Source organism: Candidatus Poriferisocius sp. (assembly GCF_965208355.1).
Lineage (GTDB): Bacteria > Actinomycetota > Acidimicrobiia > Acidimicrobiales > Bin134 > Poriferisocius.
Genome location: NZ_CBDBOM010000003.1, coordinates 2,745,610 through 2,759,876, shown reverse-complemented (window position 1 = coordinate 2,759,876; position 14,267 = coordinate 2,745,610). Strand labels below are relative to the sequence as shown.

The 14,267-nt window shown below is 66.5% G+C and carries 14 protein-coding genes; 5 read left to right on the top strand and 9 right to left on the bottom strand.

The features are described from left to right. Positions 1 to 63 precede the first annotated feature (63 nt). Positions 64 to 939, top strand: a complete 876-nt coding sequence (locus tag ACOGXH_RS14100) for an aldehyde dehydrogenase family protein (RefSeq protein WP_419929727.1) — start codon at positions 64 to 66, stop codon at positions 937 to 939. After that, a complete protein-coding gene (locus ACOGXH_RS14095) occupies positions 936 to 1,583 on the top strand; it encodes a 5' nucleotidase, NT5C type (protein WP_419929726.1) in 648 nt (215 codons plus the stop codon). The genes ACOGXH_RS14100 and ACOGXH_RS14095 overlap by 4 nt, the downstream gene beginning before the upstream one ends. 5 nt (positions 1,584 to 1,588) lie before the next feature. Here ACOGXH_RS14095 and ACOGXH_RS14090 read toward each other — a convergent pair whose 3' ends face one another. The 8 genes from ACOGXH_RS14090 to ACOGXH_RS14055 all read right to left on the bottom strand — a co-directional run bounded on the left by ACOGXH_RS14090 (position 1,589) and on the right by ACOGXH_RS14055 (position 10,481). Next, complete coding sequence (locus ACOGXH_RS14090; RefSeq protein WP_419929725.1) at positions 1,589 to 2,287, bottom strand: HAD family hydrolase; 699 nt, start codon at positions 2,285 to 2,287, stop codon at positions 1,589 to 1,591. Next, on the bottom strand, positions 2,284 to 3,354 hold the full coding sequence (locus tag ACOGXH_RS14085; RefSeq protein ID WP_419929724.1) for an adenosine deaminase: 1,071 nt from the start codon (positions 3,352 to 3,354) through the stop codon (positions 2,284 to 2,286). The genes ACOGXH_RS14090 and ACOGXH_RS14085 overlap by 4 nt, the downstream gene beginning before the upstream one ends. Positions 3,355 to 3,358: 4 nt before the next feature. Then, entirely contained in the window at positions 3,359 to 4,633 is a 1,275-nt protein-coding gene (locus ACOGXH_RS14080; RefSeq protein ID WP_419929723.1) for a thymidine phosphorylase, read from the bottom strand. 36 nt (positions 4,634 to 4,669) lie between these two features. Continuing rightward, positions 4,670 to 5,059 (bottom strand): cytidine deaminase, encoded by a 390-nt coding sequence (locus ACOGXH_RS14075; RefSeq protein WP_419929722.1) that lies wholly within the window; start codon positions 5,057 to 5,059, stop codon positions 4,670 to 4,672. Between the two features lie 14 nt (positions 5,060 to 5,073). Continuing rightward, entirely contained in the window at positions 5,074 to 6,384 is a 1,311-nt protein-coding gene (locus tag ACOGXH_RS14070; protein ID WP_419929721.1) for an ABC transporter permease, read from the bottom strand. A gap of 58 nt (positions 6,385 to 6,442) precedes the next feature. After that, a complete protein-coding gene (locus ACOGXH_RS14065) occupies positions 6,443 to 7,603 on the bottom strand; it encodes an ABC transporter permease (protein WP_419929720.1) in 1,161 nt (386 codons plus the stop codon). Continuing rightward, positions 7,600 to 9,135, bottom strand: a complete 1,536-nt coding sequence (locus ACOGXH_RS14060; protein ID WP_419929719.1) for an ABC transporter ATP-binding protein — start codon at positions 9,133 to 9,135, stop codon at positions 7,600 to 7,602. The genes ACOGXH_RS14065 and ACOGXH_RS14060 overlap by 4 nt, the downstream gene beginning before the upstream one ends. Positions 9,136 to 9,233: 98 nt before the next feature. After that, positions 9,234 to 10,481, bottom strand: coding sequence for a BMP family ABC transporter substrate-binding protein (locus tag ACOGXH_RS14055; RefSeq protein WP_419929718.1), 1,248 nt, complete (start codon positions 10,479 to 10,481; stop codon positions 9,234 to 9,236). A 127-nt stretch (positions 10,482 to 10,608) separates the two neighbouring features. Between ACOGXH_RS14055 and ACOGXH_RS14050 the strand changes: the two genes are divergently transcribed. Further along, positions 10,609 to 11,346: an SDR family NAD(P)-dependent oxidoreductase gene (locus ACOGXH_RS14050; protein WP_419929717.1), complete on the top strand. Its 738-nt coding sequence runs from the start codon at positions 10,609 to 10,611 to the stop codon at positions 11,344 to 11,346. Between the two features lie 84 nt (positions 11,347 to 11,430). Continuing rightward, positions 11,431 to 12,567 (top strand): ferritin-like domain-containing protein, encoded by a 1,137-nt coding sequence (locus ACOGXH_RS14045; RefSeq protein WP_419929716.1) that lies wholly within the window; start codon positions 11,431 to 11,433, stop codon positions 12,565 to 12,567. 16 nt (positions 12,568 to 12,583) lie between these two features. On the opposite strand, the gene ACOGXH_RS14040 is transcribed toward ACOGXH_RS14045, so the two are convergent. Beyond that, positions 12,584 to 13,036 carry a thiol-disulfide oxidoreductase DCC family protein gene (locus ACOGXH_RS14040; RefSeq protein ID WP_419929715.1) on the bottom strand — a complete coding sequence of 151 codons (453 nt, stop codon included), beginning with the start codon at positions 13,034 to 13,036 and terminating at the stop codon, positions 12,584 to 12,586. Between the two features lie 124 nt (positions 13,037 to 13,160). Between ACOGXH_RS14040 and ychF the strand changes: the two genes are divergently transcribed. Further along, positions 13,161 to 14,237 carry a redox-regulated ATPase YchF gene (gene ychF, locus ACOGXH_RS14035; RefSeq protein WP_419929714.1) on the top strand — a complete coding sequence of 359 codons (1,077 nt, stop codon included), beginning with the start codon at positions 13,161 to 13,163 and terminating at the stop codon, positions 14,235 to 14,237. The last annotated feature ends 30 nt before the right edge of the window (positions 14,238 to 14,267 follow it).

The following is a 14,267-nucleotide window of genomic DNA, read 5'->3' as shown; positions in this document are numbered from 1 at the left end:
TTGCGAGGAACGCCGCTACCGTCGCAATCCGCCCCGCCAATTCACGGACGGACCACTAGCGGCATGAGCAGCCGGTTAACGGTCAACAAGACCTACAAGCAGTTCATCGGAGGGGGGTTTGAGCGCTCGGAGTCGGGCCGGTCTTATCCGGTGACTGGGGCTGGGGGAGAGCTCTTGGCTCACGCCGTCCAGGGATCGCGCAAAGACGTCCGGGACGCGGTGGCCGCGGCCCGTTCGGCCCAAGCAGGCTGGGCTGGGCGCACCGCCTACAACCGAGGCCAGATCCTTTACCGGGTGGCCGAGGTCATGGAGTCGCGCCGCGACGAGTTCTGCGCCGAGGTGCTCCGGGCAACCGAGGGGTGTTCGGAGGAAGCCGCCGCCACAGAGACCGCCACAGCCATCGACCGATGGGTGTGGTACGCCGGCTGGGCCGACAAGTTCCCCACCGTTTTGGGCGGGGCCAACCCGGTGGCCGGCCCCTACTTCAACCTCAGCGTGCCCGAGCCCACCGGAGTGGTGGGGATCGTGGCCCCCGACGAGCCTCCCCTGCTTCCGCTGGTGTCGCGGCTGGCCCCGGTGATCGTGTCGGGCAACACCGCGGTGGTGCTGGCCTCCGAGCGCTGCCCGCTGGCCGCCATCACCCTGGCCGAAACCCTGGCGCTGAGCGACGTGCCCGCTGGGGTGGTCAACATCATCACCGGCCACCGCGGTGAGCTGGTCTCCCCGTTGGCCGGCCATGTGGCGGTGGATTCGCTGGACCTCACCGGTTGCGACTCTGAACAGGGCGCGGCGGCGGCCCGCCAGGCCGCGGCCACCATCACCCGGGTGGTGAGCGCATCGGCCGCAGAGCGGCAGTGGGCTGATGAGGCCGCCCAGAGCCCCTATCTCATCGACGCCTTCTGCGAGACCAAGACCGTCTGGCACCCCAAGGGACGATGAGCCCGGGGCCGTTTGTGCTCGGCGTCGACCTCGACGGGGTGTGCGCTCAGCACACCGTGGCCTTCCGCAAGATCGTGGCCCAGGAAAAGGGCGTGGCTGAGGAATCTCTGACCCTGGAGTGCGGGTGGGGCTTTCAGGAATGGGGGTTCGAGGACGGCGACTTTGAGACCTACCACCGGCGGGCGGTGGTGGAGCACCGGATGCTGGCTGACATGCCGGCCATGCCCGGCGCCTCCAAGGCGCTGTGGCGGCTGTCAGAGGCCGGAGTGTGGATCCGCATCATCACCCACCGGCTCTACACCAACTGGGACCACGCCATCGCCGCCGGCGACACCGCCGAGTGGCTCGACAAAGCCAAGATCCCCTACCGCGACCTGTGCTTTGTGGGCGGTAAGACCGCGGTCGACGCCCACGTTTACATCGAAGACGCCCCCCACAACGTCGAGGCCCTACGGGAAGAAGGCCGAACCGTCATAGTGTTCGACCAGCCTTACAACCGGGATCTCGACCCACCTCGGGCCACCACTTGGGACGAGGTGGAGGCCATCGTTTATGACGAGTTGGCCGCCCACCAGGGGGCCGTGCAGCACCAGCTCCCCACCTTCGATCCCAGCACCGACCGCCTCGACGACTATTCGCGCTGAACCCGCTATTGGGCGGCCAGCCAGGAGGGGAGTTGGCGGATGTCGGACAGTTCCACCCAGCTGTCGTGGGGCGAAATGGTGGCGTGCTCCAGGTCCCAGGTGAGGTGATAGGGGATGTGGACGCCCCGGCCGCCGAGGGCGACCACGGGCTCGATGTCGGAGCGCACCGAGTTGCCCACCATCACGAACCGGTCGATGGCGATGTCGTGGCGCTCCAATAGCCGGGTGTAGGTGGCCTCGTCTTTCTCGGCCACGATCTCCACCGCGTCGAAGTGGTCGGCCAGCCCGGAGGCGGCGATCTTGGTCTCCTGGTTCCACAGGTCGCCCTTGGTGATGAGCACCAGCCGGTAGCGGTGCTCCAATTCCTCGATGGTGTCGGCCACCCCGTCGAGCAGCTCCACCGGGTGGGCGTGCATCTCCTTGGCCCAGCCCACGATGGTGTGGATCTCTTGGGCGGTGATCTGGCCATCGGTGGCCTCGATGGCGGTCTCGATCATCGACAGCACGAACCCCTTGATGCCGTAGCCGAAGATGGCCACGTTGTGGCGCTCCAGCTCGATGAGCCGCTCGTGGAAGTCCACATCGGGCAGGTAGCGGGCCACGAGGTTGGCCATTCGCTCCTCGTAGTCGGCGAAGATCGACTCGTTGTGCCACAAGGTGTCATCGGCATCGAGGCCGACGGTTTCAATGGTGGCCGAGGTCACAACGAGAGGGGGCCGTAGGCTGGCTTGACGACCTTGTTGATGATCTCCAGCCGCTCATCGAAGGGGATGAACGCGCTCTTCATGGCGTTGATGGTCAGCCACTGGATGTCGGCCCAGCTGAAGCCGAACTCGTCCACCAGCTGCATCACCTCTTGGGTCATGGAGGTGGCGCTCATCAGGCGGTTGTCGGTGTTGACCGTGATCCGGAACCGCAGGTCGCTCAGCAATTTGATGGGGTGCTCGGCGATGGACGGCGCCGCCCCGGTGTGGACGTTGGACGTGGGACACAGCTCCAATGGGATGCGCCGATCCCGCACGAAGGCGGCCAGGCGGCCCAGCTTGGGGGTGCCGTCGGGGCCGAAGTCGATGTCGTCGACGATGCGCACCCCGTGGCCCAGGCGCTCGGTGCCGCAGTACTGCACGGCTTCCCAGATGGACGGAGGGCCGTAGGCCTCCCCGGCGTGGATGGTGAAGTGGAAGTTCTCCCGTTGGATGAGGTGGAAGGCGTCGAGGTGGCGGGTGGGTGGGTTACCAGCCTCGGCCCCGGCGATGTCGAAGCCCACCACGCCCCGGTCGCGATGGCGAATGGCCAGCTGCGCGATCTCCAGCGAGCGGGCCGCGGTGCGCATGGCGGTGAGCAGCGTGCCGATGCGGATGTTGCGGTTGGCGCTGCCCGCCTCGAAGCCAGCCACCACCGCCTCCACCACCTCGTCCAGGCTCAGCCCTTCCTCGGTGTGCAGTTCGGGGGCGAACCTCACCTCGGCGTAGACCACTCCGTCGTCGCCCAGGTCTTCGGCGCACTCGGCCGCCACCCGCTCCAGGGCGTCGCGGGTCTGCATGACGCCCACGGTGTGGGCGAAGGTCTCCAGGTACAGGGTGAGGTCTAGGCGGCTGGCCCCTCGCACCATCCAGCGGGCCAGCTCGTCGGCGTCGGTGGTGGGCAGGTTGTCGTAGCCGGTCTCCGCCGCCAACTCCACCACGGTCTGCGGGCGCAGGCCGCCGTCCAGGTGGTCGTGCAGCAGGACTTTTGGAGCGGCTCTTACTTCTTCGATTGTCGGGTGAATCACTGCCCTAATGGTACGGAATCCGAGCGGCAATCAGGCGGCGAGGCTCGGGAGCGGTGTTGGCGATGGTCAAAGCTGAGCTCAGGGCTTCGTGGGCCGCGGGCAAAAGGGACGGGTCGTCGGTGTGCAGTTCGGCGATCACCTCGCCCGCCGCCACCCGGTCTCCGTGCGCTCGGCGCAGGAGCACCCCGGCCACCGCCGACACATTGTCTTCCTTGCGGGCTCGGCCCGCGCCCAGCCGCCAGGCCGCCACTCCCACGGCTAGGGCGTCTATGCGGTTGACCACCCCGTCGGCCGGGGCGGTCCAGTGCTCCACCACCGGGGCGGCGGGCAGCGCAGCGGCGGGATCGCCGCCCTGGGCGGCCACCATGGCCCGCCACACGTCCATGGCCCGGCCGGAGGCCAGCACCTCGGCGGGGTCGGCGTCGAGACCGGCGATGGCCACCATCTCCTGGGCCAAAGCCAGGGTCACATCCACCAGGTCGGCGGGCCCGCCCCCGGCCAATGTCTCGACCGACTCGGCCACCTCAAGGGCGTTGCCCGCAGCCAGTCCCAAGGGTTGGTCCATATCAGTTAGCAGCGCCACGGTGTCCACCCCGTGGGCGTGGCCCAGCCCGACCATGGTGCGAGCCAGTTCCTCGCCCATGGCCGGGTCGGGCAGAAACGCCCCCGATCCGAACTTCACGTCCAGCACCAGCCCGGCGGTGCCCTCGGCGATCTTCTTGGACATGATCGAGCTGGCTATCAGCGGGATCGACGCCACCGTTCCGGTCACGTCTCGCAGGGCGTAAAGCACTCGGTCGGCGGGGGCCAGGTCGGCGGTGGCCGCGGCGATCACCGCGCCCACGTCCTGGAGTTGGCCCAGGAATTGATCGTGGCTGAGGGCGGCCTGCCAGCCGCTGATGGCCTCCATCTTGTCGAGGGTGCCCCCGGTATGGCCCAAGCCCCGCCCGGAGAGCTGGGGCACTGCCGCGCCGCAGGCCGCCACCAACGGGCACAGCACCAGCGACACCTTGTCGCCCACCCCGCCGGTGGAGTGCTTGTCGACCGTGGGCCGGGCCAGGCTCGACAAGTCCAGCCGCTGGCCGCTGTCAATCATGGCCGCGGTCCAGGTGGCCAGCTCTCGGCCGGTCATGCCCCGCCACACGATGGCCATGAGCAGGGCGGCGGCTTGCTCAGCCGGGATGGCGCCCGAGGTGACTCCTTCGATGAACCAGTTGATCTGCTCGTCGCTCAGCTCGCCGCCGTCACGCTTGGCGACGATGAGATCGACCGCGTTCACGATTCGTCCTCGCCTCGGGGAATCACGCCACCGCGTTCACGGCAGGTCGTCGGGGCCGAAGGCGCCGGGTAGCAGCTCGCCCACGGTTTGGGTCTCGTTCACCTGGCAAGCGGCCCCGCCCGCTTCGTAGAGCAGTTGACGGCAGCGCCCACAGGGGGTGAGCGGGTTGCCGTCGCCGTCGGTCACCGCCACGGCCACCAGCCGCCCGCCCCCGGTGCGGTGCAGGTCGCCCACCAATCCGCATTCGGCGCACAGGGTGAGCCCGTAGGAGGCGTTCTCCACGTTGCACCCGGTGACAATCCGCCCGTCATTGGTCAGCGCAGCCGCGCCCACCGACAGCTTCGAGTACGGGGCATAGGCCCCCGTGGACGCCTCATGGGCCGCGGCCCACAACTCACTCCACGGGATCTCCTGCGTTGCGCCCATTTCGTCTCTTTCCGCTACTTGCTTCGCTGGAATGGCTGGCCCGCGGCCGCAGGGGGAATAGAGCGGCCCACCGCCCCGGCCACCACCACCAGCGTGACCACAAACGGCAGGGCCTGTAGGAACTCGCTGGGAATCTCGAACCCGCTCACCTCTACCCCGAGGAACTGGAGTCGGGTGCCCAGCGCCCGGGAGAAGCCGAACAGCAGCGCCCCGCCGAACGCCCCCCACGGGGTCCACTTGCCGAAGATGAGGGCGGCCAGGGCGATGAACCCCGCCGCGTTGGTCATGTTGTCCTCGAAGCGGGTCTGCGACTCCATGGAGAACCAGGCCCCGGCCAGACCGGCGATGAGCCCGCCCAGGATCACCGACTGGTAGCGGATCCGAATCACGTTCACGCCCAGCGTCTCGGCGGCATGGGGGTTCTCCCCGCACGATCGCACCCGCAGCCCCCACGGCGTGCGGAACATCACCAGCCAGGTGCCGATCACCACCAGATACATCATCCAGTAGATGGGCTTGCCCCGGAACAGCTGATCGCCGATCACCGGGATTTCCGACAGCAAGGGCAAGCCGAACTCAGAGGTCCCCACCCCGGTGGTGATGCCGGTTTTGACGATCACCTCCGAGCGCAGGAAGCCGGTGAGCCCCAAGGCGAACAGGTTGATCACCACCCCGGCCACGATCTGGTTCACCCCGAAGCGGATGGACAGCACGGCCAAGAGGGAGGCCACTAGTCCGCCAGCCAGCACCGAGATGAGGATGGAGAACCACAGCCACCCGGTGGACTGGGCATCTCCGATGGTGGCGTAGGTCATGTAGCCGATGCCGGCGCCGGCCAGCATGGTGCCCTCGATGCCGATGTTGATGATGCCCGAGCGCTCGCACCACAAGCCGGTGGTGGCTCCCAAGGCCAGCGGGGTGGCCAGCACCAGCGATTCGTTGAACAGGTTGATGATGTTGGTGCTGGGGTTGTCGGATAGCGCCAGGCTGAGCACCAGCACCAATGGGATCAGAGCTATGGCGCTCAAGAGCCGGGCCGGGCTGGCGTACCGCCGGGCGTCGGGGGGCGCGAATCCCAGCACCGCGGCGACCAGGAACAGCACACCGATGGCTATGACCCACGTCGGGGGATGGAATCCGATGCCGGCCGGGTCGGGGGGCGGCTCGAAATTGAATCTCCGGCTGTTGCCGCTGATGGCCGGGGCCACCCCGGCGATCAGGGCCACTCCCAGAAGCCCGAAGACCAGCCCGGTCACCGTCTGGCGACTCAGACCAGTCCGCTCCGCGGCTCCGGTCGCGCCCACGGCGTGCTCGACGGTGGTCACACGCTTCTCCGGGGTTGCACTGATATCCAAGCTGTGCTCGTGGTGTGGTCAATCATGGTCACACCGCCCCCTCGACGGAAGTGGCCTTGAACGGGCTCTGGTCCATTTCTCGCACCCGGAACAGGTAGCGGACTATGGCGTCAGCGGCCACGAACAACAGCACCATGGCCTGGATGATCCGCACCACGTCGATGGACACATCGGCTTCTTGCTGCATCAGCGGCGCTCCCGACAGCATCGACCCCCACAACAGGGCGGCGGCGATGATGGCCACCGGGTTGGTGCGGGCCAACAGGGCGATGGCGATGCCGTCGAAGCCCATCAGGAAGAACGTGCCCGGCTGGAAGAAGCCGTTGGTGCCCGAGATCTCCGAGGCCGCGGCCAGCCCGGCGAATGCTCCCGAAGCGGCCATCGAGATCACAATTACCCGGTTCACGTTGATCCCGGCGTAGTGGGAGGCGTGGGGGTTCAGTCCCACGGTGCCCACCTCGAACCCGAAAGTGGTGCGGTTGAGCACGAAAGCCACCACGAAGCAGATGCCCAGCAGAGCGAGCAGGCCAGTGTGGAGAACGGGCTGGCTGTCCACCAGCTCGGGCAGCACCGCGGTGTCGGAGATGGGGTCGGTGCGGGGAACCGTGCTCTCGGTGTCCCGCAGGACTATCGGATCACGGGAGTTCACCATCCAGCGGACTCCGAACAGCACCAAGGAGTTGAGCATGATGGTGCTGATCACCTCGTGGGCCCCGGTCTTGGTGCGCAACACGCCGGGAATTCCGCCCCAAAAGGCACCCCCCAGCGTGCCGGCGATGAGGATCAGCGGGATGGCCACGATGCCGGGCAGATCGGACATCCACGACAGCGCCCCCACATAGGCCGCGGTGATGCCACCGGCCAGGAGCTGACCCTCGGCGCCGATGTTGAACAGCCCGGCTCGGAAGGCGAAGGCCAAGGCCAAGGCCGACCCGATGAACGGCACCGACCGGGCCACCGACCCGGCGATTTGGTCGCCCCCGCCCACCATGCCCCGCAACAGCGCCCAGTAGGCGGTGAAGGGGTTGACCCCGATGATGGAGATCAGCACGCCGCCGACCACGAACGACAACAAGATGGCGTAGAGCGATACGTACAGCGGTTGGAGCCGCCATGCTTCGGTTAGCAGGCGGTGGACTTGGCTTGCGGCCCGCCCAATCCCGGCGTTGGCGTTCTTGGCGGCGCTCACGACTGGCCTCCAGAAGAGCCAGTGGCCATGAGCAGGCCGAGTTCTTCGCGGGTGGCGTCGGCGGCGTCCACCGTTCCGGCCAGTCGGCCCCGATAGAGAACACCGATTCGGTCGGACAGCGACATGATCTCGTCCAGCTCGGCCGATACCAACAGCACCGCCACGCCCTGGTCGCGCAACTCGATGATCTTGCGGTGGATGAACTCGATCGATCCCACGTCGAGGCCCCGGGTGGGCTGGGCCACGATCAAGGCCTTGAGATCGCCGGTCAGCTCTCGGGCCACGATCACCTTCTGCTGATTGCCGCCCGACAGGGTGTCGATGGTGGCGTCGACCCCGGGGGTGCGGACATCAAACTGCTCCACCAGCTCTTCGGCCTCGGCGTTGATGGCCGCGGCGTTGCGCACCCCGCGCTGGGAGAACTGGCGTTGGTGATAGCGGTTCAGCACCAGATTGTCGGCGACGGTGTACTGGGCCACCACCCCGTGCTTGCTGCGGTTCTCGGGCACATGGGCCACGCCCAACTCATGGATTTTGCGGGGAGTCCAGTGGGTGGTCTCCTGCCCGAGCATCTCCACTCGCCCCCCGGTCGCCGGACGCATTCCGCAGATGGTCTCCACCAGCTCTCGCTGGCCGTTGCCCTCCACGCCGGCGATACCGAAGATCTCTCCGGCCCTCACCTCCACATCCAATCCGGTGACCGTCTCCACGCCCCGGTCGTCTTGTGAGCGCAGGCCCTGCACACGAACGACCGGTGACCCCGGATCGGCTTCGGCCTTGTCCACCCGGAACACCACATCGCGCCCCACCATCAGGTTGGCCAGCGACTGCTGGGTGGCGCCCTCAGCCGTGGTCGTCCCCACCACCCGCCCGGACCGCAGCACGGTGATGCGGTCGGCCACGGCCAGCACCTCGCGCAGCTTGTGGGTGATGAAGATGATGGACTTGCCCTGGCCGGTGAGGCTTTCCACCACCCCGAAGAAGTCGTCCACCTCGCCGGGAGTGAGCACCGCGGTGGGCTCGTCGAGGATCAAGATGTCGGCGTCTCGGAACAGGGCCTTGACCAGCTCAACCCGCTGCTGTTCGCCCACCGAGAGCTCGCCCACGGTGGCATCGGGGTCTACGGCCAGCCCGTAGCGCTCGGCCAGGGCGTCGATCTGGCGGCGGGCGGTGTCGAGGTCTAGGAACGCCCCTTTGGTGACCTCGTTGCCCAGGATGATGTTCTCGGCCACGGTGAACACCGGGATGAGCTGGAAGTGCTGGTGGACCATTCCGATGCCCCGGGCGATGGCATCACCCGAGTCCTCGAAATGCACCTCTTCGCCCCGCACCTTGATGGTGCCCTGGTCGGGCCGATACAGCCCGAACACCATGTTCACCAGGGTGCTCTTGCCGGCGCCGTTCTCTCCTAGCAGGCAGTGGATCTCGCCCTGATTGAGGGTGAGGCTCACGTCGTCGTTGGCCACCACTCCTGGAAAGGCCTTGGTGATGCCCTCAACCTCCAGCACTGTGCCCCCGCTTGCTTGAGCCATGCGCAGCCCAGGCTACGTCAAATGACGCCGGCCGAACGCGAAAGGCGGCGGCTGATTTCTTTCAGCCGCCGCCTTTCAGTTGTTGATCACAGGATCGGTTAGTCGCAGAGAGAGCCTTCGCCTATGAACAGGCCGTCGATGCCGCACACACCGGTGTCGATGGTGCCGCCGGCCAGTCCGGCTCGCACCATCTCCACGTTGGCGGCCGCTTCGGCGCTCACCGCGGCGTCGTGGAATGGGGCGTAGGTGATGCCCAGGTTCTCGGCGGTGAGCACGAACGGCCCACCGGCGAAGGTGCCCTGGATGGTGGTGGCGATGTTGCGGAACACCGACAGGTCCACCCGCTTGATGGCCGAGCTGGCCAGGTACTCAGAACCAGGAGCCGTGCCGCCGTTGAAGGTGGTGTAGTACTCGTCCTGGTCTACGCCGATGCCCCAGGCCCCGGCTTCAGCGGCGGCCTTTATGCCGCCGGAGCCGGTGGGACCACCAGCGCCGAAGATCACATCAGCGCCGTCGCCGATGAACTGCTGGGCGTCGGATGCGCCCTTGGCCGGATCGGTGAAGCTCTCGTTGTACACCGACAGCACCTGGATGTCGGGGTTGATGTACTTGGCGCCGGCTTCGTAGCCGTTGACGAACTTCACCACCGGGGGTACGTCCTCGCGGCCGGCGACCACGCCGACCACGCCCGACTCGCTGAGCGAGGCGGCCAAGGCACCGGCGATGAAGCCGCCCTCGTGCTCGTTGAACAGCACGCCCACATAGTTGGACGGGTACTCGGGGTGCCACTGGTCGATGCCGATGTAGTTGATGTTGGCGTTCTCGCTGGCCGCGGCCATGGTGTCGGTGCCGAGCAGGAAGCCCACGGTGATGAGCACGTCGGGGTTCTCGCTGGCTGAGGTGCTCAGGTTGGCGTCGTAGTCGGCCTCCGACGCGGTCTCGATCACGCTGAAGTCCTCGATGCCGAAGCACTCGGTGGCCCCGATCATGCCCTCATAGGCGAACTGGTTGAACGTGCCGTCGTCCACCTTGCCGATGTCGGTGACCATGTTCACCCGGAAGCCGTCGGGGGCTTGGATGCCGCCCCACGCCTCGCATTCTTCCTCCAACGAGATCAGGGCCCCGGAAGGCGCCATTGGCGCCTCAGGCTCCGGCGCTTCGGTTGGCTCGGGGGCCGGGGCCTCGGTGGGCTCAGGAGCTGGTGCTTCGGTTGGTTCCGGTGCCGGAGCCTCGGTAGGTGCGGGCGCAGGAGCCGCACCGTCATCATCGTCGTCGTTGCCGCAGCCGGCCGCTACCAGGGCCAGGCAAAACAGCAGGGCCAATAGAGCAATGAGTTTCTTACGCATCTGAACCCCTCCGTCTGATGCCAGTGGTTGGACACACGAGGCTAGCCCAGGACGGTGGCAGCCACAGTGTCGAACACGGGGTCGGATCAGTGAGTTTGAGGAGCCTCAAAGTGTCTAGGGTGGGGCCATGTCAAGGCTTGCAGGAAAGACAGCCATCGTCACCGGCGCAGCCCGGGGCACTGGAGAGGTCATCGCCCAGATGTTCCGGGATGAGGGCGCCGTGGTGGTGGCCACCGATATCGCCGAGGGCGACGGAGTCGTCAAGCTCGACGTGACCAATGAGGCCCATTGGGACGAGGTGGTGAGCGGCATGGACCAAGTGGACGTGCTGGTGAACAACGCCGCCATATTGCACTTGGGGTCCATCGAGCGCACCCCGGCCGATGTCTACCGCCAGGTGCTGGACGTGAACCTGGTCGGCCCGTTCTTGGGCATGCGCGCGGTGATCGGACCGATGAAGGCGGCCGGGGGCGGCTCGATCGTCAACATCAGTTCCATTGACGGACTCATTGGCATGAACGGGATTTCGGCCTATGGGGCCAGCAAGTTCGGCCTTGGGGGGTTGATGCGCTGCGCCGCCCTGGAATTGGGCCGATCTGGCATCCGGGTCAACAACGTGTGTCCCGCGGGCGGCAACCCGGCCATGTACGCCCAGTGGTTCGACCAGATGATGTCGTTTATGGATGAGACCGCGGCCTACTCGGCCAATCGGGGCATTCCCGGCGAGGTCCCGCTGGAGGGCATCGCGGCCGCCGCGCTGTTTCTGGCCTCCGACGAGTCGTCCCACATCACCGGCGCCGACTTGCCGGTGGACGGAGGAGCGGCCGCCGGAGTGTTTATCGGGGGCATCAACTCCCTGGAGTGACTGGGCGCCGCAAAGTCTCAGATTCGATCATCAGCGATATCATTCAACCAATCGGCCTGGCCCTCGGCGGTAGAGGAGAGACGCATGGCTCCGCCCACTCGCACTGACGAAGAGATCATCGGACGCGCCGACGTCAACGACATCGACACCATCATCGATATCTCTCGAGCCAATAGCGATGTGACCTCGTTGATCCACGCCGTTCAGGACAACAGCGACGCCCTGTTCACCTGGGATTACGCCAAGGGCGCCCGGCCCCAGCTGGAGCGCCTGTACGAGAAGGCCAAGACGTCGCAATGGAACGCCCAAACCGACCTGGACTGGTCGATTGAGGTGGACCCCTATGAGGCGTTCTCCGTTTTCTCCGAGTCCAATTTCACTCCCGAGTTTGAGCCCGACAAGAGTCGCCGTCTCCCCACCGACAACTGGGGCGAGGCTGAGTGGCGAGAGTTCTCCCTGGAGAGCTTCAAGTGGCGGATGAGCCAGTTCCTCCACGGCGAGCAGGGGGCTCTGTTGTGTACCGCCAAGATCGTCGAGACCGTGCCGTGGATCGACGCCAAGTACTACGCCGCCACCCAGGTGGTGGACGAGGCCCGCCATGTGGAGGTGTTCGGCCAGTACATCGAAACCAAGCTGGGCGACTCCTATCCCATCAACGTCCACCTCAAGATGCTGCTCGACGACATCATCAATGACAGCCGCTGGGACATGACCTACCTGGGCATGCAGATCATGGTGGAGGGCCTGGCCTTGGCCGCCTTCGGCTTCATGTACCAGCTCACCCCCGAGCCGCTGCTCAAGCAGCTCCTTCGCTATGTGATGGCCGACGAGGCCCGCCATGTGGCCTTCGGGGTGCTCAGCCTCCAGGAGTTCTACAGCGAGTTAACTGTTCCTGAGCTTCGTGAGCGCCAGGAGTTCGCCTTTGAGGCTGCGGTGCGGATGCGCGACCGGTTCTTGTCCCAAGAGGTGTGGGAGCGCATGGGCGTGCCGGTGCGGCCCATGGTGGAAAACTTCCTGTCGCTGCCCGCCGACCAGAAGCCGTTCCAGAACATCCTGTTCTCCAAGATCGTGCCCAACTGCAAGAAGCTGGGCCTGCTGGATGCCGGCGACGGCTGGCTGCGGCGCCGGTTCGAGGAGATCCACGTAATCGAGTTCGAAGACTGGGTGGACACCGGCGAGGAGTACGAGGACTTCCAGCTCGACGAGGCCGCCGCGGTCTGAGTTGTCAGCGCTGCGGCTACCTATCGCACTTTTTGGGGCTGCCGAATCGAGGCAGGCGGTAGCGATTGCCAGCTATTAGTCGATATGTCCAGCGGGCCAGCGGGCTGATGGGTCCCAAGGTAAGCAGGCGGCCTAGCGCGGGCCAGGGGGCGGGCATGGCTCTCAGGGCATTGGCGATGCATCGGTGCTCGTCGGAGCGGGTGCCGTCGGGGTCGACCCACCAGGCTGAGCGGGCTACATCCTCATCGGTAAGTCCGAGGGCATCGAGGTCGGCCTGCTGGGAGGGGACTACCCGGTAGTCGTCGCTCAGCCGACGTTTCGCCCACAGAGCGGTGGCGGTGCAGAAACCGCAGTCGCCGTCATAGATCAGCGTGCCCGAGGGGATGGGCGGAGAGGGAGAGTTGGGCTCAGCTGTTGCGCCCGGGGGTGATGGCGCCGAAGAGCTCGGTTCAGCTGTTGCGCCCGGCATTGGGCTTCCGCCCATGGTTGGCCTTCTTGCGCCGCGCTCGGGCCTTGCGTTTTTGGGTGCGCTTCGACATTCGAACCTCCGCGTCTCTAGAAATAGTACCGGCCGGGGCTAGCGTGAACGACCCGTGGAGCGCTTCGGGTTCGTCGGATTGCCCAACTCTGGCAAGTCGTCCCTGTATAACGCCTTGATCGGGTCAGACGTGCTGGCCGCGCCGTATGCGTTTGCCACCACCAGCTCCAACGTGGGCGTGGCCAAGGTGGTCGACCCCCGTCTTGACGCCATCGCCGAGCTCAGCGGCTCTCGCACCGTGACCCCGGCCAGCGTGCAGTTCACCGACATCGGCGGCCTGGTGGAGGGGGCCAGCCGGGGCGAGGGTTTGGGCAATCAGTTTCTGGCCGGCATTCGGGAAGTGGACGCGGTGGTGTTCGTTCTCCGGGCCTTCGTCGACCCCGACGTGCCCGGCCCCACCGACCCGCTGGACCACCTGCGGGTGTTGGAGATCGAGTTGACGCTGGCCGATTTGGATTCGGTGGAGAACCGGCTGGTCAAACGGCGCAAGTCTGCGGTGCAAGACCGTTCGCAGGCCGGGGAGGTGGCCGCTTTGGAAGCTGCCGCCGACGTGTTGGGCGAGGGTATCCCGATATATCGCAGCGATCTGTCGGCCGACCAGCGAACCGACTTGCGGGAGAGCTTTCTGCTCACCAACCGCCCGGTGCTGGCGGTGGTCAACATCGGCGAGGACCAACTCGACGATGCCGATGCGGTGATCGAACCGGTGGCCGCCGAGCTGGACGGCCGGGCCGGGGTTATAGCGGTGTGCGTGCAGCTCGAGGCCGAGGCCGCCCAGCTTCCCGCCGGGGAGCGGGCCGAGATGCTCGATGGCCTGGGCCTGGGCGAGGGAGCCCTGGGCCGGTTCACCCACGCGGCCTACGACCTGCTGGGATTGCGCACCTTCTTTACCACCGGCGACAAAGAGACCCGGGCCTGGACCTTCCGCATGGGCGCCACCGCCCCGGAGGCCGCCGGGCGCATCCACACCGACTTCCAGCGGGGGTTTATTCGGGCCGACGTGATCGGCTGGCAGGAACTGCTGGAGGCGGGCGGATGGACCAAGTCCAAGGAACTGGGCGTGATGCGCACCGAGGGTCGCGACTATCTGGTGGCCGACGGCGACGTGATGGAGATTCGCTTCAACGTTTAGCGGTTGTCAAAGTCCCTCTTGAACAAACGC